20 protein-coding genes are annotated in these 22,283 nt (G+C 64.5%); 12 read left to right on the top strand and 8 right to left on the bottom strand.

Annotated features, from left to right (window positions below):
* Positions 1-150 precede the first annotated feature (150 nt).
* Positions 151-3,966: a DUF3971 domain-containing protein gene (locus K289_RS0122750; protein ID WP_027553646.1), complete on the top strand. Its 3,816-nt coding sequence runs from the start codon at positions 151-153 to the stop codon at positions 3,964-3,966.
* 35 nt (positions 3,967-4,001) lie between these two features.
* Here K289_RS0122750 and K289_RS0122745 read toward each other — a convergent pair whose 3' ends face one another.
* From K289_RS0122745 to tyrS, 4 genes are all read right to left on the bottom strand, one after another.
* Positions 4,002-5,696, bottom strand: coding sequence for a methyl-accepting chemotaxis protein (locus K289_RS0122745; protein ID WP_027553645.1), 1,695 nt, complete (start codon positions 5,694-5,696; stop codon positions 4,002-4,004).
* A 343-nt stretch (positions 5,697-6,039) separates the two neighbouring features.
* Positions 6,040-6,477 (bottom strand): DoxX family protein, encoded by a 438-nt coding sequence (locus tag K289_RS0122735; RefSeq protein ID WP_027553644.1) that lies wholly within the window; start codon positions 6,475-6,477, stop codon positions 6,040-6,042.
* 219 nt (positions 6,478-6,696) lie between these two features.
* Positions 6,697-7,944: an MFS transporter gene (locus tag K289_RS0122730; RefSeq protein ID WP_027553643.1), complete on the bottom strand. Its 1,248-nt coding sequence runs from the start codon at positions 7,942-7,944 to the stop codon at positions 6,697-6,699.
* Between the two features lie 56 nt (positions 7,945-8,000).
* Positions 8,001-9,254, bottom strand: a complete 1,254-nt coding sequence (gene tyrS, locus K289_RS0122725; RefSeq protein WP_027553642.1) for a tyrosine--tRNA ligase — start codon at positions 9,252-9,254, stop codon at positions 8,001-8,003.
* 162 nt (positions 9,255-9,416) lie between these two features.
* Here tyrS and K289_RS0122720 point away from each other — a divergent pair, with 162 nt between their 5' ends.
* From K289_RS0122720 to K289_RS0122710, 3 genes are all read left to right on the top strand, one after another.
* Positions 9,417-10,520, top strand: a complete 1,104-nt coding sequence (locus K289_RS0122720) for an anhydro-N-acetylmuramic acid kinase (protein WP_027553641.1) — start codon at positions 9,417-9,419, stop codon at positions 10,518-10,520.
* A 96-nt stretch (positions 10,521-10,616) separates the two neighbouring features.
* Positions 10,617-11,294, top strand: a complete 678-nt coding sequence (locus tag K289_RS0122715) for a glutathione S-transferase family protein (RefSeq protein WP_027553640.1) — start codon at positions 10,617-10,619, stop codon at positions 11,292-11,294.
* 11 nt (positions 11,295-11,305) lie between these two features.
* Entirely contained in the window at positions 11,306-11,629 is a 324-nt protein-coding gene (locus tag K289_RS0122710) for a multidrug efflux SMR transporter (RefSeq protein WP_027553639.1), read from the top strand.
* Positions 11,630-11,641: 12 nt separating this feature from the next.
* Here the strand turns inward: K289_RS0122710 and K289_RS0122705 are convergent, their stop codons facing one another.
* The 3 genes from K289_RS0122705 to K289_RS0122695 are packed head-to-tail and all read right to left on the bottom strand — an operon-like array spanning position 11,642 to position 13,103.
* A complete protein-coding gene (locus K289_RS0122705) occupies positions 11,642-11,932 on the bottom strand; it encodes a DUF1330 domain-containing protein (RefSeq protein WP_027553638.1) in 291 nt (96 codons plus the stop codon).
* Positions 11,929-12,447, bottom strand: coding sequence for a DUF1697 domain-containing protein (locus K289_RS0122700; protein ID WP_027553637.1), 519 nt, complete (start codon positions 12,445-12,447; stop codon positions 11,929-11,931). The genes K289_RS0122705 and K289_RS0122700 overlap by 4 nt, the downstream gene beginning before the upstream one ends.
* An 8-nt stretch (positions 12,448-12,455) precedes the next feature.
* Positions 12,456-13,103 carry an alpha/beta hydrolase gene (locus K289_RS0122695; RefSeq protein WP_027524593.1) on the bottom strand — a complete coding sequence of 216 codons (648 nt, stop codon included), beginning with the start codon at positions 13,101-13,103 and terminating at the stop codon, positions 12,456-12,458.
* Positions 13,104-13,455: 352 nt separating this feature from the next.
* On the opposite strand from K289_RS0122695, the gene K289_RS0122685 reads away from it, so the two are divergent.
* The 8 genes from K289_RS0122685 to K289_RS0122650 all read left to right on the top strand — a co-directional run bounded on the left by K289_RS0122685 (position 13,456) and on the right by K289_RS0122650 (position 21,001).
* Positions 13,456-14,613: a cysteine desulfurase family protein gene (locus tag K289_RS0122685; protein ID WP_027553636.1), complete on the top strand. Its 1,158-nt coding sequence runs from the start codon at positions 13,456-13,458 to the stop codon at positions 14,611-14,613.
* Between the two features lie 94 nt (positions 14,614-14,707).
* Positions 14,708-16,204 (top strand): Fe-S cluster assembly protein SufB, encoded by a 1,497-nt coding sequence (sufB, locus tag K289_RS0122680; protein ID WP_027553635.1) that lies wholly within the window; start codon positions 14,708-14,710, stop codon positions 16,202-16,204.
* Between the two features lie 62 nt (positions 16,205-16,266).
* Positions 16,267-17,019 (top strand): Fe-S cluster assembly ATPase SufC, encoded by a 753-nt coding sequence (gene sufC, locus K289_RS0122675; RefSeq protein ID WP_027553634.1) that lies wholly within the window; start codon positions 16,267-16,269, stop codon positions 17,017-17,019.
* A 12-nt stretch (positions 17,020-17,031) separates the two neighbouring features.
* Positions 17,032-18,336, top strand: a complete 1,305-nt coding sequence (gene sufD, locus K289_RS0122670; protein WP_027553633.1) for a Fe-S cluster assembly protein SufD — start codon at positions 17,032-17,034, stop codon at positions 18,334-18,336.
* Positions 18,333-19,580: a cysteine desulfurase gene (locus K289_RS0122665; RefSeq protein WP_027553632.1), complete on the top strand. Its 1,248-nt coding sequence runs from the start codon at positions 18,333-18,335 to the stop codon at positions 19,578-19,580. The genes sufD and K289_RS0122665 overlap by 4 nt, the downstream gene beginning before the upstream one ends.
* Positions 19,577-19,948: an SUF system Fe-S cluster assembly protein gene (locus tag K289_RS0122660; protein WP_027553631.1), complete on the top strand. Its 372-nt coding sequence runs from the start codon at positions 19,577-19,579 to the stop codon at positions 19,946-19,948. The genes K289_RS0122665 and K289_RS0122660 overlap by 4 nt, the downstream gene beginning before the upstream one ends.
* Before the next feature lie 48 nt (positions 19,949-19,996).
* Positions 19,997-20,407, top strand: a complete 411-nt coding sequence (locus K289_RS0122655; RefSeq protein WP_082907747.1) for an iron-sulfur cluster assembly accessory protein — start codon at positions 19,997-19,999, stop codon at positions 20,405-20,407.
* A 135-nt stretch (positions 20,408-20,542) separates the two neighbouring features.
* Positions 20,543-21,001 carry a TfoX/Sxy family protein gene (locus K289_RS0122650; RefSeq protein ID WP_027553629.1) on the top strand — a complete coding sequence of 153 codons (459 nt, stop codon included), beginning with the start codon at positions 20,543-20,545 and terminating at the stop codon, positions 20,999-21,001.
* A gap of 208 nt (positions 21,002-21,209) precedes the next feature.
* On the opposite strand, the gene K289_RS0122645 is transcribed toward K289_RS0122650, so the two are convergent.
* Positions 21,210-22,277 carry a GGDEF domain-containing protein gene (locus K289_RS0122645; RefSeq protein WP_027553628.1) on the bottom strand — a complete coding sequence of 356 codons (1,068 nt, stop codon included), beginning with the start codon at positions 22,275-22,277 and terminating at the stop codon, positions 21,210-21,212.
* Between the last annotated feature and the right edge of the window lie 6 nt (positions 22,278-22,283).

Here is a 22,283-nt window from a genome sequence, read left to right as displayed (position 1 = left end):
GCAGCTCTCGTCAGGTGTGCCGGATTCGCGCCCTCGGCTGGGCAACTCTGACCGCGCGGGAGTATGGTTACAAGAAATTCCAGGCACCACCCCACTGCTCGTTGAACGCGCTTCCGGGGCGAAATGACGAACAGCAGGAACATTCAAGGAATGGCGGCAGTGCCGGCGAAGGGGCCTTCGATGCCCTTCGACGGATGCGGCCCCGGCGGCGCTCAATCTTACGATGGGCGCCTGTATCGAGAGGCAATGGCAAGGAATACGTCGCCCCAGGATCATTATCGGGATTACGACCGGCGCGGCGGCGTGCAGGAGCCGCTGGAATGGGACGAGGCCGACTGGGATCCGGATCAGGAGGAGGCGGCGGGCCATCGTGCACGCCGGCTGTTGTCGCGTTCCAGTTCGGGCTTCCCTCGTTTAGGTGACGGCTTTGGGTCTCTGCGGCGGTGGCTGGCGGCGGATCGCTGGCTGAAGCGGCTGGCCGTCGTCATCGGCGCCCTCGTCGTCATCTTCGTCGGCTGTTTCGGCGCGCTGTGGTGGCGGCTTGGTGCGGGCCCCATCAATCTCGACATCGCAACGCCGTGGCTTGCGGCGGCAATCGAGGACAATATCGGCAACGGCAACACGGTCGAAGTCGGCGGTACCCAGATCGAGCGGGCCGGCCGAATCCGCATTGCCGTACGCATCCGCGACATCATCGTCCGCGACCGCGACCACGCCATCGTCGCGAGCGCGCCGAAGGCCGAGGTGAGGCTGTCCGGCACCGCGTTGCTGATGGGCCGGCTGCGCGCCGAAAGCCTCAACCTCGTCGATGCCGAGCTTGCAATCCGGATCGCGCCTGACGGGACGGTCACCGTGTCGGCCGGCGACACCGCAAAGCCGCTGGCGACCGGCGTTGCGTCGAAGAAGGAAGCCGGCCTGCCGCCGACGTTCCCGCGTACCGGGTCTGCGCCGCCGCCGGCAGCCGCGACCCCGGATCCGTCGTCCAGTGCACCGGCCGCCGCCGCCGCAGGCAGTGCCCAGAGCGGCGTTCTCGCCGGTCTCGACTGGCTCGACAGCCTGAGCATGACCGGTCTGGACGGCCAGAACCTCAACGAGATCGGTCTGAAGAACGGCAATCTGATCGTCGACGACCAGCAGCGCGGCAGCAAATGGACCTTTGAGAACATCACCCTCAGCCTGCGCCGGCCGAGCCATGGCGGTGTGTCTCTCAGCCTCGGCGAGGAAGGCGCGCGCCCGTGGATGCTGCGTGCCACGATCGGACCGTCCGAGAACGGCGTGCGCTCGGTCGACATCCGCGCCGACAAGGTCTCGACCTCCAACATCCTGCTGGCGCTGCGGCTGAAGGACCTGACCTACAATGCAGATCTGCCGCTGACTGGCGAGCTCAAGGGCGAGCTCGGCCGCGACGGCGTGCCGACCTTTTTCCGCGGCAAGATCGCGATCGGCGCCGGCAACATCATCGACACCGATACGCCCGACTATCCGATGGCGATCGACTCGGCTGAGATCAACGTCGAGTGGGATGCCGGACGGCGGGTGCTGGTCGCACCGTTCAAGGTCATCTCGGGCGCCAACCGCATCACGCTGCTGGCCCATCTCGAGCCGCCCAACGGCAGCACCAACGACTGGCAGCTCGGCTTCAGCGGCGGTTCGATCCTGCTCGGCGGCATCGACAACGAGGCGCCGCTGGTCTTCAACCGCATCGCGATCGGCTTCCGCTTCGACAGCGACCACAAGCGTGTGCTGCTGACGCAGGCCGACGTCTCCAATGGCGAGATCGGTGTCGCCGGCACCGGCAGCATCGACTATTCCGGCGAGCCCCGGCTGATGCTGGGCTTTGCGGGAACGCCGATGTCGGCCTCCGCCCTGAAGCGGATGTGGCCGACGCTCATCGTTCCGGAATTGCGTGAGTGGGTGATCGAGCGCATCGAACGCGGCACGCTCCAGCGTATCGAGATCGGCGTCAATTCGCCGACACGCAATCTTCCGCGCAAGGGCCCGCCGATCCCCGATGACGGCCTCTCGGTCAACATCGTGGCGAGCGGCGTCGCGGTTCGCCCTGTCGATGGCATGCCGGTGGTGCACGACGCCGATCTGAAGGCGCACGTGACCGGGCGCACGGCCACCGTGACGATCGGCCAGGGCATCGCGGACACGCCCGCAGGCCGCAAGATCACGATCTCTGATTTCACCTTCGAGGTGCCGGACATGGCGCCGAAGCCGTCGCCTTCGCGGACCAAATTCCGTGCCGACGGGCCGGTGCCCGCGGCGGCCGAAATTCTCAGCAATGATCGCCTGAGCGATCTGTCGGCGACCTTCGTCGATCCTAACACCAGCAAGGGGACGTTCTCGGCGAACATCGTGCTCGGCCTTCCGGTCAAGGGCGCGCTGACCAAGGCCGACACCGTCTACGCCGTGACCGCCGACCTCAACGGTTTTGCCGCCGACAAGCTGGTGATGAACCAGAAGTTGGAGGCCAACACCCTCAAGATCGTCGCCAACAACCAGGGCTACCAGGTCAAGGGTGACGTCAAGATCAACGGGCAGGCGGCCTCGCTCGACTACCGCAAGCCGGCCGAGGGCGACGCCGACGTCCGCCTGCAGGCCACGCTCGATGACGCGAGCCGGGCGCGTCTGGGCTTCGATCTCAGCCCCGCCGTCAGCGGCTCGCTGCCGATCAAGCTCTCGGGCAAGATCGCAAGTGGTCCCGACCAGACGACGAAGCTCGGCATCGAGGCCGACCTGACGTCACTCAAGCTCGACAACATCCTGCCCGGCTGGGTCAAGCTGCCGGGCAAGTCCGGCAAGGCCACCTTCAAAGTGGTGCCGACGGCACAATCGACCCGTCTCGAGGATATCGTGATCGAAGGCGGCAGCGCCTCGATCAAGGGCTCGCTCGAGGTCGACCAGAACGGCGACCTCATGAATGCGAACTTCCCGACCTACGCGCCCTCCGACGGCGACAAGGCGTCGTTGAAGGTCGAGCGCGGTCCCGACGGCGTGGTTCGGGGCAGCATGCGCGGCGACGTGTTCGACGGCCGCGGTTTCCTGAAGTCGGCGATCTCAGGCAATTCCAAGGACGATGCCAAGAGCAAGCTGAAGAATGTCGACTTCGACATCGACGTGAAGCTCGGCGCGGTCGCCGGGTTCAACGGCGAGGCGATGCGCAGCGTCGACGCCAAGATGTCGAAACGCAATGGCGCCATCAAAGCCTTCACCCTGAGCGGGAAGATCGGCCGCGACACGCCGGTGGCGGCCGATTTGCGCGGCGGCCGCGCCCAGGGCAGCCGCGAGGTCATTTATCTCCAGACCAACGATGCCGGCTCGCTGCTGCGCTTCACCGACACCTACACCAAGGCTGTCGGCGGGCAGATGGTGGTGGCGATGGAGCCGCCGGCGTCCGAGCCGAACACGACCAGGGAAGGCCTGATCAACGTCCGCGACTTCACGGTGAAGGGCGAGGCCCAGCTCGAGCGTGTCGCGGCGGGCGCGCCGAACGGCACGGGGAGCGGCGTCGCCTTCAGCGCGCTGCGCGCCGAGTTCACGCGGCAGAACGGCGCGCTGACGATCCGTGACGGCGTGGTCAAGGGGCCGATGATCGGCGCCACCATCGAGGGCTCGATCGATTATCCCGGCAACCAGGTGTGCATGAGCGGCACCTTCGTGCCGATGTACGGCGTCAACAACATCTTCGGGCAGATACCCCTGTTCGGCATCTTCCTCGGTGGCGGCAACAATGAGGGCCTGATCGGCGTGACCTATGAGGTCGTCGGCACGCCCGCCGCGCCGGTGATGCGCGTCAATCCGATCTCGGCGATGGCGCCGGGGCTGTTCCGCAAGATTTTCGAGTTCAATACCGGCAAGCAGAACTCGCCGATCGACGAGCTTCCATCGCAGCAATCGAACGACCCGCCGGGACCGTCATCGCGCCAATTGTCGAACGGTTGCAGCCTCGCGCGGCGCTAGAGCAAGGCTGCATTCATAGGTGGACGTTGCGCGGCTTACGCCGCGCGCACGCCGGCGAGGAAGGTTCCGACCTCGCCGGAGAGCTGCTCGGCCTGCTTGGAGAGGCTGGAAGCTGCGGCGAGCACCATGCCGGCGGCGTTGCCGGTCTCGTTCGCCGCCGTGCTGACGCCGCCGATATTGCTCGTGACTTCCTTGGTCGCTTCGGCGGTCTGCGAGACGCTGCGGGCGATCTCGGCCGTCGCTGCGCCTTGCTCCTCGATGGCAACTCCGATCGAGCTCGCGATCCGGCTGACTTCCTCGATGGTCGCGGTGATGCCGCCGATGGCGTCCACGGCCTCCTTGGTTGCGCCCTGGATCTGCGCGATCTTGTCGCCGATCTCGCGGGTGGCCTCGGCAGTCTGGCTGGCGAGCGACTTCACCTCGGAGGCGACGACGGCAAAGCCGCGGCCGGCTTCGCCTGCGCGAGCAGCCTCGATGGTGGCGTTGAGCGCGAGCAGGTTGGTCTGGGCGGCGATGCTGGAAATGAGCTCGGCGACGTGCTCGATCTGCTGGGCGCCGTCGGACAGCGCACGCACGATGGTGTCGGTGCGGCGGGCGCTCTCCACCGCACGTCCCGTGACCTCGGCGGACTGCGCGACCTGACGGCTGATTTCGGTGATGGAGGAGGAGAGCTCCTCGGCGGCGGCGGCGACCGTCTGCACGCGCTGGCTGGCTTCCGTGGCGGCAGAGCCGACCACGGCGGCGCGGCGGTTGGTGCCCTCGGCGGTCGACGACATCGACTTCGCGGTGGTCTCCAGTTCGCCGGAGCCCGAGGCCATCAGCCCGACGAGCTGGCCGACCGAATCATCGAAGCGGTCGGCGAGCGCAATCAGGGCCTCGCGCTTCTCCTGCTCGCCGCGGGCCTTGGCAGCGACCTGTTCGGCCTCCAGCGCGCGCGCCGTCAGCGCGGTCTGCCTGAGCACTTCGAGCGTTTCGGCCATGCGGCCGATCTCGTCGCCGCGATCGGTCTCCGCGACCGGCTCGTCGAGGGCGCCGTCGGCGATCTCCTGCATCCGGTTCTTCTGGCGGTCGAGTGCGCTGAGCACGTCGCGGGCGATCAGCCACGACAGCGTGGCCATCAGCAGCAGCAGGCCGATGCCGACGGCGGCGAGTTCGAGTGTGAGCGCACGCACGTCGGCGTCGATGTCGTCGACATAGAGGCCGTAGGCAATCACGACGTTCCAGGGCGCGAACTGGCGAACGAACACCAGCTTGCGGACCGCAACCGTCTGGCCCGGACGCGGGAAGAGATACGACGTGGTGCCACCTTCAGGGGTCTGCTTGGCCGCGTTCACGGTCGCATCGCCGATCACGATGCCATTGGCATCCCTGATGCCGTTGTTCTTGCCCTCGAGCTGAGGCGCTCCTCCGTTCATCATCACCGTTGAATCGGCGGTGTAGACCACGGGATAGCCCTGGCCATCATTGAACTTCATTCGGCGGCCGCGCAGCTTGAACTGCGCTTGCGCCTCGGCGAGCGTCATCTTGCCGGCGGCGACCTCGTCCTGCAGCGATTGCGCGAAGCCGTGCAGGAGATCGACGGCCGTCTGCATCTGGCGCGCGCGGTCCTCGAGCATGCGGGTCTTGCTGAGGACAGCTGATACCGCGATGATGGCGGTCACCGTGAGCGCCGCGAGACAGAGCATGCTGGCGAGCTTGGTACGGATACTCAGATGACTCAGCAGCGTCATAGCGGCCTCTACGGAATGGTTGTTATTGCTCGCGTCGGTAGCATGAAGTTCTTACCAATCATGAATGGACGCATGCGGCGTCCCGCCGCGCGCGCGGCTTTCGCAAGCACATGCACAATCGTGCAGGCGAATCGCCGCGGACGGCGTGCGCCGGCGCGTGTGCTCGCGTCGATCTTGGACTTTGGTTGTTTTAGCCCGGCCAGCCCGCAATGAACCGATTCGTTCACCGCATCATCTTGTCCGTGCTGCTGGTCGCGGCACTGGCCGTCATCTGGAACGTGCTGGGGGCACGCTGAACCGGCACCGGCAGATTCGCCGGTGCCGCCTTGTCTTGTCGAAAGCGTCAGCGCCGCGCGTAGGCGCCGCCCGGCTCGCCGCTCTCCTTGCCCATCAGCGCATCGATGCTGATCGGGCCGCCGCCGGCAGCGGAGAGGTAGAGGCAGGCGAAGCAGAACAGGATCGCCGCGGTGCCGCCGTTGAGCAGCGGCAGGAACACCGGCGTGCCGGTCTTGAACATGTGGCCCATGAAGTAGGCGAAGGCCATTTCACCGGCCAGGATGAAGGCCGAGAGCCGGGTGAACAGGCCGAGCATCAGGGTCGCGCCGAGCACGAGCTCCAGCGTACCGGCCGCATAGATCAGCGGCGGGATGTCAGCGAAATAGGGAAGCACCGGAAACTTGAACAGCTTCGCGACACCGTACTGGAACAGCAAGAGGCCGGTGATGAAGCGAAACAGGCTCAAGAGAACCGGCTGATAGCGAGAGAGAAAAGTGAAATTCATGGTTTGCGCCCTCCATCCAATGCTGCGACTTGGATCGCATTCGGTTCCACCCCGCAAGGCATCCAAGCACTATTCGCGCTGACATTTTCGTCATGTTGGACAAAACACCGCGGTTTGTCTTTTCAGTCCAGTCGGGCCGGACTCTTTGTGACGCCGTGCCTCACGCGTCGTCCGTAATTTCCCGGTGACGGCGAGGAGCGCAGGTTACTTCCGTCACACCTATTCCCGCAAGGCGGGGACGACGAGGAAGGGGATCATTCCCAGGATCACGCTCGCAAGTGCGAAGACGAGCAGCGCGTTGTAGCCGTGGGTCGCGTCATGGATCAGGCCGCCGCTCCAGGAGCCGAACGCCGAACCCAGTCCGCTGCCGATCGAGATGGTGCCGTAGATGGTGCCGACGCGTTCGCCGCGAAAGATCTTCATCGCGGTCGCGGTGATCAGCGGGCCGCGCGAGCCCATCATGCTGCCGAAGCAGACGACGAAGCCGGTAAGCAGGATGATGTTCGGATAGTATTGCAGCAGCCAGAGCAGGGCGATGCCGAGGATCGAGATCGCGTAGCTCAAGAGCACCGACGGCCGGCGTCCGATCAGGCCGTCGAGGGCGGAGACGCCGAGCATGCCGAACACCAGCACGACGCCGGAGAAGCCCCAGGCGGTCGCGGCCTGCAGTGGCGGGAAGCCGGCATCGATCAGATAGGCCACGATCTGCGCCGCGATCGCATACATCCCGACAGCGGTGAAGAAGAACGTCGAGAACAGCGCCCAGAAGGCGTGGTGCCGCATGGCGCTCAGAAGCGTCCAGCCGTGATCGATGAAATGCGGATCGGTCTTCTTGAGGACATGCGGCGAGCCCGTGGCGAACAGGCGCCATGGCAACAACATCAAGGGCACCAACAGGCCGAGCGCGGCAAAGCCGAACAGCTGATAGGTCTCGCGCCAGCCGAGATGATCGATCAGGAGCTGCGAAGCCGGCAGCAACGCCAGCACGCCGCCGCCCATCGCCGAATAGACCACCGCCATCGCGGTCGGCAGCCGCGGCCCGAACCATCGGCCGAGCAGGATCGAGTTCGGGACGTTGCCGATGAAGGCGACCCCGATGCCGACGCAGACGCCGATGCTGATCTGGAATTGCCAGAGTTGCTGCGCATGCCCCGCGATCAGGAAGGCGGAACCGAGCAGGAGAAGCCCGAGCGAGTAGACGATGCGCGGCCCGGAATGATCGAACAGGCGTCCGACCAGCGGCGCGGTCAGACCGCTGATCAGCCAAGTCAGCGAATAGATCGAGACGACCTGGGCGCGATCCCAGCCGAGATCCTGCGAGATCGGTTTCAGAAAGACGGTGAAGCTTTCGCTGAGGCCCCGGCCGAGCACCGCCAGCGTGAAGCACAGCGCGAGCACGACAAGCGCGGTGCGCACGGCGTCTTGCGACGTGGCCGTCAATTGTTCCCTGGGCGTGTTCTGGTCCATTGCCGATCAGGGAGCGCGCTTCGGCGCGCCCTGACAAGCATCAAAAGCACATACGCCTATGCAGGCTTGAGGAGGACGTGCTTCTTCTTGCCGAATGACAGCTTGATCACGCCTTCGGGCGTCAGATTGGCGGGCGAGAGCGTCATCTTCTCGTCGGTGACGGGCTCGTCGTTGACGCGCAGGCCGCCACCCTTGATCTGCCGCCGCGCCTCGCCATTGGAGGCGACGAGGCCCGCCTTGACGAAGGCGTTGAGCACGCCGAGACCAGCATCCAGCTCGCCGCGCGGAATTTCCACCGACGGCAGGCTCTCGGCCAGCGTGCCTTCCTCGAAGGTGCGGCGCGCGGTCTCGGCGGCTTCATTGGCGGCATCGCGGCCGTGCAGCAGCGCGGTCGCTTCGGTCGCGAGCACCTTCTTGGCCTCGTTGATCTCCGAGCCCCCGAGCGCCTCGAGCTTCCTGATCTCGCTCATCGGCATCGTCGTGAACAGCTTCAGGAACTTGCCGACGTCGGCGTCCTCGGTGTTGCGCCAGTACTGCCAGAAATCGTAGGGCGAGAACTGGTCGGCGTTGAGCCAGACCGCGCCTTGCGCGGTCTTGCCCATCTTGGCGCCCGACGCCGTGGTGAGCAGCGGCGTGGTCAGCGCGAACAGCTGATGCGTTCCCATGCGGCGGCCGAGATCGACCCCCATGATGATGTTGCCCCACTGGTCAGAGCCGCCCATCTGCAGCTTGCAGCCGGTACGCTTGGCAAGCTCGACGAAGTCGTAGGCCTGGCAGACCATGTAGTTGAACTCGATGAAGCTCATCTCCTGCTCGCGCTCGAGGCGCAGGCGCACGGAGTCCATGGTCAGCATGCGATTGACCGAGAAGTGCTTGCCGACGTCGCGCAGCATCTCGATCCAGTTGAGCTTGGTGAGCCACTCGGCGTTGTCGAGCATCACGGCGTCGCTCTTGCCGTCGCCGTAGCGCAGCACCTTGGCGAACACGCCGCGGATCGAGGCCTTGTTGGCCTCGATCTCGGCGACAGTGCGCATCGCGCGCGTCTCGTCCTTGCCGGAGGGGTCGCCGACCATGGTGGTGCCGCCGCCCATCAGCGTGATCGGCTTGTTGCCGGACTGCTGCAGCCAGTGCAGCATCATCATGGTCAGGTAGTTGCCGATGTGCAGCGAGGGGGCGGTACAGTCGTAGCCGACATAGGCAGTCGCTTCGCCCTTGGCGGCAAGCGTGTCCAGCCCCTCGAAATCGGAGCACTGGTGGATGAATCCACGTTCCTGCAGGGTATTGAGGAAATCCGATTTAAATGCACTCATCTGTCGGCGGCTCTGATCATTCTTATTTTACGGTAATTGCGGCTATAGTTGCGGAACCCAAGCCAACCGGACTGCCGCAGCGAAGCGCGCTGTGGCATTATAAGATGTGCTTGTTTGATACAAGTCAGGCGTCGGGGTAGGTAGACGTCGAGGCTTACTGGGATGATGTTAACTGCGCTCGGTCTGATGAGCGGGACCTCGCTTGACGGGGTCGACGTTGCACTGATCGAAACCGATGGAAAGCTGGTGAAGGCGTTCGGGCCGTCCGGCTACCGGCCCTATAGTCCTGCCGAGCGCAGCCTGCTGCGCCGGGCGCTCTCCGAGGCCGTGAACCTGGCGCAGCGCGATGCCCGGCCCGGGGTGCTGGCCGAGGCCGAGCGCGCGGTGACGCTGGCCCATGCCGAAGCGGTGGCCGCTTTCACCGCCCAGAACCGGATGAAGCCGGAGGACATCGACATCGTCGGCTTTCACGGCCAGACCGTGCTGCACCGGCCCGAGCGCCGCATGACGGTACAGATCGGCGATGCGCCGGCGCTGGCGAAAGCGATCCATATTCCCGTGATGCACGATTTCCGTGCTGCCGACGTCGAGGCGGGCGGGCAGGGCGCGCCGTTCGTGCCGGTCTACCACCGGGCGCTGGTGCAGTCGCTGGAGCGTGAGGGGCCGATCTGCGTCGTCAATATCGGCGGCGTTTCCAACATCACCTATATCGACGGCAACGAGACGCTGATCGCCTGCGACACCGGGCCCGGCAACGCGCTGCTCGACGATTTCATGTACCGCACCATGAACCAAGCGTTCGATGCGGAGGGTAAGTTCGCAGCGCTCGGCAAGGCGGACGAGGCCTGGATCGCGCGTGCGCTGGCGCTGCCGTTCTTCGCAGCTCCGCCGCCCAAATCGCTCGACCGCAACGATTTTGCCACGCTCAAGCTCGGCGAGGTGGCGCCGGCCGACGGCGCGGCGACGCTCACCGCCTTCACCGCGGCGGCGATCGCCCGCATCATTCCACTCCTCCCGCGACGGCCGCGGAGCTGGATCGTCTGTGGCGGGGGCGCCCGCAACCTGACCATGCTGCGCATGCTGCGGGAGCGGGTGGGGTCGGCCACCGTCGAGGCCGCCGAGACGCTCGGCTGGGCCTCCGACGCCATCGAGGCGCAGGCCTTCGGCTTTCTCGCCGCGCGCGGGCTAAAGGGTTTGCCATTGTCATACCCGGCCACGACAGGCGTCCCGATGCCGATGACGGGCGGGGTGATCGCCCGACCCTGACGTCGCAGACGGTTGATGCAGGTGCATGGATCTTGACGAATGGATGCAAATGCATCATGTTTGATGCAGTTGCATCCAACCGTCGGGATCATCGCCATGACTGCTGCCCTCAAACTGATCAGCCACAAGCTTTGTCCCTATGTGCAGCGCGCGGTGATCGCGCTCTCCGAGAAAGGCGTGCCGTTCGAGCGGATCGATATCGATCTCGCCAACAAGCCCGATTGGTTCCTGAAACTGTCGCCACTCGGCAAGGTGCCGGTGCTGGTAGTGACGACCGATAAGAGTGAGGTCGCGCTGTTCGAGAGCAACGTGATCTGCGAGTACATCGAGGAAACCCAAGGCGGCTCGAAGCTGCATCCGGCTGATGCGCTCAAGCGCGCCGAGCACCGCGCCTGGATGGAGTTCGGCTCGGCGATCCTCGGCGATCTCTGGGGTCTTGAGACCACGAGCGACCCTGCGACTTTCGACAGCAAGCGCCAGGCCATCGCCGGCAAATTCTCCCGCGTCGAGGCGGCGCTCGGCACGGGTCCGTATTTCGCCGGCGAGCAGTTCAGCCTAGTCGACGCCGTGTTTGCCTCCATCTTCCGCTATTTCGATCTGTTTGATGAGCTTGCCGAACACGGCATCTTCAACGATGTGCCGAAGGTGCGGGCGTGGCGGGCGGAGCTTGCCAAGCGTCCGAGCGTGCGCACGGCGGTCGGCGCGGACTATCCGCAATTGCTGCGCGCCTTCCTGGTGCGGCACGATGCGCATCTGCTCAAGCTCGCCGCCTGAAGGGCACGCCGGTGTCGCCGTCGTTGGCGTGGCTCATGCTCGTGATCGCGGGCGCGCTCGACGTCGGCTGGGCGATCTCGATGAAATATGCGGAAAGCTACACGCGCTTCGGCTGGAGTATCACCTCGCTCGTGCTGCTCGCCGCCTTTGTCTTCCTGCTCGGACGGGCGCTGAAGGTGCTGGAGGTCGGCGTCGCCTATTCGGTCTGGACCGGTATCGGCGCGGCCGGAACGTTTCTCTTGGGCGTCGTGTTGTTCGGGGAGACGCTGAGCGCGATGAAGATCGCCGGTATCGCGCTGGTGCTGATGGGGATCACCGCGCTGAAGCTGGCGTAGGGCGAGGCGCGATCAGGTGCATCCGTCGGCCAGCAGCAATTTGCTGGTCGTTGTTGCGTGGCGAAGCTTGAAGAGGTCTTGAATGTCGGGATCGCTCAGGAAGGCTTCCGCCTTCTCGCGCTCCGGAAATTCGATGACGACGAGACGCTCGGGCGTCCAGTCACCTTCGATCGTCGTCGGCTGGACGCCGCGAACGATGTAGCGTCCCGAATGCTTGGCGATGAAGGCCGGGATTTCGGCGACGTAGGTTTTGAAGCCGGCGAAGTCGTTCACCGACAGGTCGAGCACCAGATACGCCCTCATGGCTGGAGCTCCGCGGCCATCTTCGCGAGCGTCGCGATGGTGTTCATGTTGCGCGCGGTGCCGGCCTTGGCCGCGGGAATGACGAGCTTCGATGTCCCCATGCCGTCGCCATAGTGCACATAGATCTCGCGGCAGCCGAGGCGGACCTCCTCGTTGTTCTGGCCGCGGATGCCGGCGAGCGCATCGGCCGGCGGAGCCTTGTCGAGGAAGATCGCGACCGTGCGGTTGGGCGCGGCCTTCGGGAAGGGATTGTCGGCTGCGACCTGGGCCATCTCGGCCGCGCTGCGCATGAGCACGCCGACCGGAGCGCCGGCATAGGCATGCAGGCGCTTTTCGAGGGCGGTCTTGATTGCAGCTTCAGACTTGCGGCTGGTGAAGACGACGTTGCCGCTCGCGATGTAGGTCCGCACGGCGACGAAGCCGAGCTCCTCGCACATCGCCTTGAGCTCGGTCATCGGCAGCTTGCCGGTGCCGCCGACATTGACGGCCCGCAGCAATGCCACGAACGCGCCCATGACGGACCTCAGCGCACGTTGGCGAGCCGCATGTCGAGATAGGCTGTGATGGTCTCCATCAACGGCTCGAGCTTGCCGTCGAAGAAGTGGTTGGCGCCGGGGATGACCTGCTGGTCGATCACGATGCCCTTCTGCGTCTTTAGCTTCTCGACCAGCGTGTTGACGTCCTTCGGCGGCACCACCGCGTCCTTCTCGCCATGCACGATCAGGCCCGAGGACGGGCAGGGCGCAAGGAAGGAGAAGTCGTAGAGGTTGGCCGGCGGCGCGATCGAAATGAAGCCTTCGACCTCGGGACGGCGCATCAGGAGCTGCATGCCGATCCAGGCGCCGAAGGAGAAGCCGGCGACCCAGCAGGCGCGCGCTTCGGGATTGATGGTCTGCGCCCAGTCGAGCGCCGCTGCGGCATCCGACAATTCGCCGGTGCCGTGATCGAACGAGCCCTGACTGCGGCCGACGCCGCGAAAGTTGAAGCGCAGCACGGAGAATCCGCGATGCGCGAAGGCGTAATAGCACTGGTACACGATCTGATGATTCATCGTGCCGTGAAACTGCGGATGCGGATGCAGGATCATCGCGATCGGCGCGTTCTTCTGCTTGGCCGGGTGGTAGCGGCCTTCGAGACGGCCAGCAGGGCCGGCGAAAATGACTTCGGGCATCGATGATCTCTTGATTGATTCCCTTGAGGGATGGTCCTTGGCAATCAACCGATTGTCGTGGCCTCATCGACAGCGACGCCGACGAAAGCACGAATGAAGGGTGAGAAGGCGCGCCTTGCGGTGATGCGCTGATAGCGCGCGGTGACTTGACGGGCGCGTTCTAACATAGGCTGAGGGTCAAAAAGCAAGCATCTTGAACATCGCCCAATCCCCTCAAGATGTTAGCGTGTCATCGCCGCGTCATCGCGCGCCGCGGTTTGGGAATCGCGCTTGCCAAGCGCGCAGCCGCGGCCCATGTCGGGCGATCCAACGCAGAAGGCCACCTCTCAAGAGTTAGGTAACATATTACTTCATGCGGAACCGCGTCTATCTCGACTGGAATGCGACCACTCCGCTCCGCGCGGAAGCACGGGCGGCCATGCTGGCCGCATGGGACCTCGTCGGAAATCCCTCCTCGGTGCATGCGGAAGGGCGTCATGCGCGCCGGCTGGTCGAGGAGGCCCGGGCTGCGCTGGCGGCGGCTGTGGGCGCGCTCCCGCGGAACGTCATCTTCACCTCGGCCGGAACCGAAGCCAACACGCTGGCGCTGTCACCCGGCCTGCGCGGGCCCTCCGGTGGCCCGGTCGAACGACTTCTGGTGTCGGCGGTCGAGCATCCCTCGGTGGTGGCCGGCGGCCGGTTCCCGGCCAACAGGATCGCCCAGGTGCAGGTTACCCGCTCCGGCGTGGTCGATCTCGATCACCTCAAGGCCTTGCTCGGCGCCGGCCCGCCGGCGCTGGTCTCGATCATGGCGGCCAACAACGAGACCGGCGCGCTTCAGCCGGTCGCGGAGGCGGCGAAGATAGTGCACGAGGCCGGCGGCCTGCTGCATGTCGATGCGATCCAGGCACTCGGAAAGATTCCCTTCGATATCAAGGCGATAGGCGCAGACCTTACGACTTTTTCTGCACACAAGATCGGCGGCCCCAAGGGGGTTGGCGCGCTGGTCGTGGCCGAGGAAGTGGCCGGGCTTGAGCCCGTGCTGCGCGGGGGTGGGCAGGAGCTTGGCCGCCGGGCCGGAACTGAGAATGTCGCGGGCATTGCTGGCTTCGGCGCTGCAGTGAAGGCGGTCGTTCAGACTCTTTCTGAGGATGCGGAGCGCATGGCAACCCTCAGAGATTATTTGGAAAAAGGGCTCCTTGCCATTATAGGCACGACGATCTTTTCCGGCGATGTGCAGCGGTTGCCAAATACCGTCTTGTTCACCGCGCCCGGGCTGAAGGCCGAGACCGCTGTGATCGGTTTCGACCTCGAAGGCATTGCGGTGTCTTCGGGCTCGGCCTGTTCATCGGGAAAAGTGCAGCCGTCTCATGTGCTTTCGGCCATGGGATTTGGTCCGGTCGTGGCCCAGGGAGCGGTGCGCCTCAGTCTGGGCTGGTCCACGCAGGCCGAGGATATCAATCGGGCCTTGGAGGCTTGGCGAAAGCTGGGTAATACCCTACTTAGAGAACAGGCACGAAACACGGCTTGAACGGTTCTAAGCACGTGCTTTCCGCCAAGAAACATCGTAATAGTCGTCCGAGTTTGATCCACCGCGGTCCTTGAAACCGCGAGCGGAGGATGGAATGCCAGCCGTACAAGAGACGGTCGAGCGCGTGAAGCGCATCGACGTCGACCAGTATCGTTATGGGTTTGAGACCCTGATCGACTCCGAGAAGGCCCCCAAGGGGCTGTCGGAAGAGATCGTAAAGTTCATCTCGCAGAAAAAGAACGAACCCGCCTGGATGCTCCAGTGGCGGCTCGAGGCCTATCGCCGCTGGCTGACCATGACCGAGCCGACCTGGGCGCGCGTCGAATATCCCAAGATCGACTTCCAGGACATCTATTACTACGCGGCGCCGAAGCCGAAGAAGGCGGTCACTTCTCTCGACGAGATCGATCCGGAGATTCTCAAGACCTATGAGAAGCTCGGCATTCCCCTGCGGGAAGTCGCGATGCTCGAAGGCGTCGAGCCGAAGGTTGGTGAGGAGGATCCTGCCCGGCGCAAGATCGCGGTCGACGCGGTCTTCGATTCGGTCTCGGTCGCGACCACCTTCAAGGCGGAGCTTAAGAAGGCCGGCGTGATCTTCATGCCGATCTCGGAGGCGATCCGCGAGCATCCCGAGCTGGTGCAGAAGTATCTCGGCTCCGTGGTGCCGACCTCCGACAATTTCTACGCGACGCTGAACTCGGCGGTGTTTTCCGACGGCTCGTTCGTCTACGTGCCGCCGGGCGTGCGCTGCCCGATGGAGCTGTCGACCTATTTCCGCATCAACGAGCGCAACACCGGTCAGTTCGAGCGCACGCTGATCATCGCCGACAAGGGCTCCTACGTCTCCTATCTCGAAGGCTGCACAGCGCCGCAGCGCGACGAGAACCAACTCCATGCCGCGGTGGTCGAGCTCGTCGCACTCGATGACGCCGAGATCAAATATTCGACGGTGCAGAATTGGTACCCCGGCAACTCGGAAGGCAAGGGCGGCATCTACAATTTCGTCACCAAGCGTGGCGACTGCCGCGGCAACCACTCCAAGATCTCTTGGACCCAGGTCGAGACGGGTTCGGCGATCACCTGGAAATATCCAAGCTGCATTCTGCGCGGTGACAATTCCCGCGGTGAGTTCTACTCGATCGCGATCTCGAACGGCTTCCAGCAGGTCGATTCCGGCACCAAGATGATCCACCTCGGCAAGAACACGTCGAGCCGGATCATCTCCAAGGGCATTGCCGCCGGCAAGTCGCAGAACACCTATCGCGGCCTCGTCACCGCACACCGGAAAGCGACCGGCGCGCGCAACTTCACCGCCTGCGACTCCCTGTTGATCGGCGACAAATGCGGCGCGCACACCGTGCCATACATCGAGGCGAAGAACTCGTCGGCGACGTTCGAGCACGAGGCGACGACGTCGAAGATCTCCGAGGACGTACTGTTCTACTGCATCCAGCGCGGCCTCAGCCAAGAAGAGGCTGTCGGCCTCGTCGTCAACGGCTTCGTCAAGGACGTGCTCCAGCAACTGCCGATGGAATTCGCGGTGGAAGCGCAGAAGCTGATCTCGATCTCGCTTGAAGGGTCGGTCGGTTAATTGCCGACCCTCGCGGTGCGCCTCGGCGCTCCATGCATCATTTGAATAGACTGGAAACCAAGATGGCTTTGCTTGAAGTGAAGGATTTGAAGGTTCGCGTCGAGGAGCGTGAGATCCTCCACGGGCTGACGCTGACCGTGAACGAGGGCGAGATCCACGCGATCATGGGGCCGAACGGCTCCGGCAAGTCGACGCTCTCCCATGTCATCGCCGGCAAGCCCGGCTATGAGGTCACCGACGGCCAGATCCTGTTCAAGGGCGAGGACCTCCTGGAGATGGACCCCGAGGAGCGCGCCGCCAAGGGCGTGTTCCTGGCGTTCCAGTATCCGGTCGAGATCCCGGGCGTCGCCACCATGACCTTCCTGCGCACCGCGCTGAACGCGCAGCGCAAGGCGCGCGGCGAGAGCGAATATTCGACCCCGGACTTCCTGAAGAAGGTCCGCGAGGTCTCGAAATCGCTGAACATCCCGCAGGACATGCTCAAGCGCGGCGTCAACGTCGGCTTCTCCGGCGGCGAGAAGAAACGCAACGAAGTGCTGCAGATGGCGCTGTTCGAGCCGAGCCTGTGCATCCTCGACGAGATGGATTCGGGTCTCGACATCGACGCGCTGCGGATCGCGGCCGACGGCGTCAACGCGCTGCGCTCGCCCAAGCGCGCGATGGTCGTCATCACCCACTATCAGCGGCTGCTGAACTACATCGTGCCCGACTTCGTGCACGTGATGTCGAAGGGCCGCGTCGTGAAGAGCGGCGGCAAGGAGCTGGCGCTGGAGCTGGAAGAGTCCGGCTACGCCCAGTTCGAGGACGCCGCATAAGGATTGTTTGCGATGAACGTTGCTGTGGCAAAGACCGGAAGCGGCCGCGCGGTGAGCGATCTCTTCGCCAGCGCCGAGGGCCGGCTGCCGGGTTCGCCGGCCGTCGTTGCGGTGCGCCGCGAGGCGTTCGAGACCTATGAGCGTCTCGGCCTGCCGCACCGCCGGCTCGAAGAGTGGAAATACACCGATCTGCGCGCGATGGTCGGTGAGGTGCTGCCGCTTGCGGCCGCGCCCGACGCGGCTGCCCTGTCCCGTGCGGCGGACGCCGTGAAGGCGCATGCGTATGAAGGCGCCCGCAAGCTGGTGCTGGTCGACGGCGTATTCGCGCCCGATCTTTCCGACGTGAAGGCGCTGCCGTCCGGTGTGAGTGTGACGACCCTGCGCGAGACGCTGGACAAGGCCGCCGATCTCCTGACGACCGCATCCACCGACGCGATGATCTCGTTGAACGCGGCGATGGCGACCGATGGTGTCGTGCTGTCGATCGCCGACGGCGCGCAACTCTCCGCGCCGATCCAGATCATTCACGTGGCGACCGTGCCGTCCGCATCGAGCTTCACCCGTTCGCAGGTGCGGATCGGGAAGGGGGCTCGTCCGACCATCATCGAGAGCTTTGTCGCGGCCGGCGCCGGCGCCTACCAGGTCAACGACGCCGTGCTTGTCTGGATCGGCGATGACGCTGACGTTGCCTATATCCGCCTGATGGACGATGCGGCTGACGCGGTGAATATCACCTCGCAGTTCGTGACGGTCGGCGCCAACGTCAAACTCAACTATTTCAACATGACCAGCGGCGGCGCAGTGAGCCGCCTCCAGGGATTCATCACGTTCGCGGGCGAGGGCAGCGAGCTCTCGCTCAATGGGGTGAACCTGCTCAAGAAGACTGAGCATGGCGATCTGACGTTGGTGGTCGACCACGCGGTGCCGAACTGCATGAGCCGCGAAACCTTCCGCGCCGTGATCGATGACCGCGGCCATTCGGTGTTCCAGGGCCGCATCATCGTCCGTCCCGACGCGCAGAAGACCGACGGCAAGATGATGACCCGCGCGCTGCTGCTCTCCGACGAGGCCGAAGCCGACAACAAGCCCGAGCTCGAGATCTTTGCCGACGACGTCTCCTGCGGCCATGGCGCCACCGCCGGCGCGCTCGACGACAGCCTGCTGTTCTATCTGAAGGCGCGCGGCCTGCCGGAGAAGCAGGCCCAGGCGCTGCTGATCCAGGCCTTCGTGGGCGAGGCGATCGAGCAGATCGCCGACGATGATTTACGCGAGCATGTGATCGGGCTTGCCGAGCGCTGGCTGGAGCGGCGATCATGAGCACGCATCCGGCGGTCCTGAACGGAGCCTACGACGTCGCGCGCGTGCGCCAGGATTTTCCGGCGCTCGCCATGCAGATCTACGGCAAGCCGCTGGTCTATCTCGACAACGCGGCCTCGGCGCAGAAGCCGCAGTCCGTGCTGGACCGCATGACGCAGGCTTATGTATCCGAATATGCCAACGTGCATCGTGGCCTGCATTATCTCGCCAACGCCGCGACGGAAGCCTATGAGGGTGCGCGCATAAAAGTTGCGCAATTCGTCAACGCCCGCCGCACCGAGGAGATCATCTTCACCCGCAACGTCACCGAGGCGATCAACCTCGTGGCGTCGTCGTGGGGCGAACCGAACATCAAGGCCGGTGACGAGATCGTCCTCTCGATCATGGAGCACCATTCCAACATCGTGCCTTGGCATTTCCTCAGGGAACGCCATGGCGCGGTGATCAAATGGGCGCCAGTCGACGACGAAGGCCATTTCCTGGTCGACGAGTTCGAGAAGCTGCTGACGCCGAAGACCAAGCTCGTCGCCATCACGCAGATGTCGAATGCGCTCGGGACGTTCGTTCCGATCAAGGAGGTCGTGCGGCTGGCCCACGATCGCGGCATTCCGGTGCTGGTCGACGGCGCGCAAGGCGCGGTGCATCTGCCCATCGACGTGCAGGACCTCGATTGCGACTTCTACGCGTTCACCGGTCACAAGGTTTATGGTCCGACTGGCATAGGTGCGCTCTACGCCAAGCACGAGCACCTCGTCGCGATGCGGCCTTTCAACGGTGGCGGCGAGATGATCCGCGAGGTTGCTCAGGACTGGGTCACCTATGGCGACCCGCCGCACAAGTTCGAGGCTGGCACCCCGCCCATCGTCGAGGCGATCGGCCTCGGCGCCGCCATCGACTACGTCAACTCGATCGGCAAGGAGCGCATTGCCGCGCACGAGCATGACCTCGTCACCTACGCCCAGGAACGGCTGCGCGAAATCAACTCGCTGCGGCTGATCGGCACCGCCCGCGGCAAGGGCCCGGTAATCTCCTTCGAGCTCAAGGGCGCGCACGCCCACGACGTCGCCACCGTGATCGACCGCCAGGGCATCGCGGTGCGCGCCGGCACCCATTGCGTGATGCCGCTTTTAGAGCGGTTCAACGTGACTGCGACCTGCCGCGCCTCGTTCGGCATGTATAATACGCGGGAAGAAGTCGACCATCTGGCACAGGCGCTGCTGAAGGCACGGGATCTGTTCGCATGAGTGACACGGCCGAAATCAAAGCTAACCCGATGGAGACCCATTCGGCGCTGCCGCCGGAGGAGACCGAGCGACTGACGCGCGAGATCATCGCCGGCCTGAAGACCGTGTTCGACCCGGAAATCCCGGCCGACATCTACGAGCTCGGCCTGATCTACAAGGTCGAGATCAAGGACGATCGCTCCGTCGACGTGCTGATGACACTGACGACGCCGAACTGCCCGGCTGCCGGCGAGCTGCCGACCATGGTGGAGAACGCGGTCGCCAGCGTTCCCGGCGTCGGCGTGGTCGACGTCAAGGTCGTCTGGGAGCCGGCCTGGTCACCCGAACGGATGAGCGACGAGGCGCGCCTCGTGCTCAACATGTGGTGACGCCGCGTCCGGCATTGAATTTGCCTCGTAACGGATCATATGACTGAGATGACCCAGGTATCGTCAGGCTCGACACCAGCTTCCACCCCCAAGCCGCGGCGGCCGCGCCCGCAGGTGATGCGGCTGACGGATGCTGCCGCGCAGCGCATCACGGAGCTGACCCAGCGCGCCGATTCCGAGATCGTGGGCCTGCGCGTCGGTGTGAAGAACGGCGGTTGTGCCGGCCAGTCCTACACCGTCGAATACGCCCACGAGATCCGCCCGACCGACGAGGTCGTCGAGGACAAGGGCGTCAAGATCCTGGTCGATCCCAAGGCCGTGCTGTTCCTGCTCGGCACCGAGATGGACTACAAGGCCGACAAGATGCAGGCCCAGTTCGTCTTCAACAACCCCAACCAGGTCTCCGCCTGCGGCTGCGGCGAGTCGGTCGAGCTGCGGCCCGCGAAGGTCGAGGGGTAGCCTAGGCGTCATTGCGAGGAGCGAAGCGACGAATCAATCCAGGCCGTCTCCGCGGAGGCAGTCTGGGTTGCTTCGCTTCGCTCGCAATGACGAGGATGCTATGAGGACTCGCTTGCGCGTGCAGGGAGGCCTCCGATGGACCGCGAATTCCTGATCGACCTGTTCGCCGATTTCGGCCCCGTCACCATCCGAAAAATGTTCTCCGGCTACGGCATCTCCGCCGATGGCACCAACTTTGCGCTGGCCCTGCGCGCCGGCCTGTTCTTCCGCGCCGACGAGCAGACCATTCCGAGCTTTGAGGCCGAGGGCTCCGGGCCGTTCCAATACCAGACCCGCGCCAAGACGGTGACGGTCAACTCCTACTGGCAATTGCCCGCGCGCCTGTTCGACGATTCCGAGGAATTGGCACAATGGGCGAGGGCGGCGCTAGCGGCCGCGCAACGCGCCAAGGTGAAGAAGCGGCCCAAGGCGAAGAAGGCGGTGAAGAAGGTCGCCAAGACTGCGAAGAAGAAGATCGCAGCGAAGAAGCAAGCCAAGAAGGGTACGGCCCGTGGGGTGGGCAAAGCGAAGCGTGCCCACCGCTCAGGATCGTGATCTTTGGGAGATGGTGGGCACGGCGCGATGCGCCTTTGCCCACCCTACGACTTCCAGGATCTCGCAGCGTATGACGACCTCATCCTGAGGAGACCGCGGAGCGCTCGTCTCGAAGGATGTGGACGCGGGAGGGGTACCGGTCTTCATGGTTCAAGTCGGCGCTGGCGCGCCTCCTCACCATGAGGGTCTTGCAGTGTGCCTCTGTCGCTCAGGCCACCCGGCTGTGCGTCTCGACTGCGTATTCCGGATCGGCCTCGCAGATCACACGGTTGCGGCCGTTGCGCTTGGCGGCGTAGAGGCAGGCGTCGGCGCGCTCGATCAACGCGTCGGTGTCGTCGCCCTGCTTGAGCATGGAGACGCCGACGGAAATGGTGACGCGGCCGAGGATCTCGCCGGTCGACTTCTTCTTCAATTCCTTCGCCATCACGGCGCGGCGAATGTGATCGGCAACCGTGAGGGCCTGGCGCAGCGCGGTGTTGGGCAGCACGACCGCGAACTCCTCGCCGCCATAGCGGGCGGTAATGTCCTGCCCCTTGATGGTCTGCTTCAGCGACAGGCCGACCAGGCGCAGCACCTGGTCGCCGGTGAGATGGCCGTAGGAGTCGTTAAAGGACTTGAAATGGTCGATGTCGAACAGCAGCAGCGACAGCGGCTCGCCTGAGGCGAGTGCGTTCTGCACGGCCATGCCGATCATGCGATCGAAATATTTGCGATTTCCGAGGCCCGTCAGCGGATCGGTCAGGCTCTCGGCGCGGATCGCCTCGAGGCTCTGCTGGAGATTGCTGATCTCGTTCTTCGACAGCGTCAGCCGGTCTTCCAGCGCCTTGTTGGTGTCGCGCATCTCTTTGGTCGAGCGCACCAGCGTCTCGACAATCGACTTGATCTGCTCGCGGCTCTTGGCCGAGGCCAGCTTTGCCGTCGCGCCCGACAGACTGACATCGTAGGAGCTGGTCATCCCGAGCGCTTCACTCAGGACCTTCATGACGTCGTCGATCTCGCCGATGACGCGCGCGCCGACCTTGTCGATGCGGTCGGTGGTCTTGATGTGGGAGAGATAGGTCTCGTAGATCTGCTCGAGATCGGCTTCGGTCAGCCTGCCGTTGCGCGCCAGCGTCTCGTTGATGATCTTGTTGAGCGGCGCGTTGTAGCCGGTGGCGTAGACGTACCAGATCTCGTAATTGCGGGGAATTGCGGTCTGCTTCAGCGATCTGATTTGACCGAGCGCTACCTCGGCGAACGCCATCGTGCGTTCGTGTTCATCGAGCACCTTGACCACAGAACA

Source organism: Bradyrhizobium sp. Cp5.3 (assembly GCF_000426265.1).
Lineage (GTDB): Bacteria > Pseudomonadota > Alphaproteobacteria > Rhizobiales > Xanthobacteraceae > Bradyrhizobium > Bradyrhizobium neotropicale.
The sequence above is the reverse complement of the archived record's forward strand: the minus strand, read 5'-3'. Positions and strand labels throughout refer to the sequence as shown.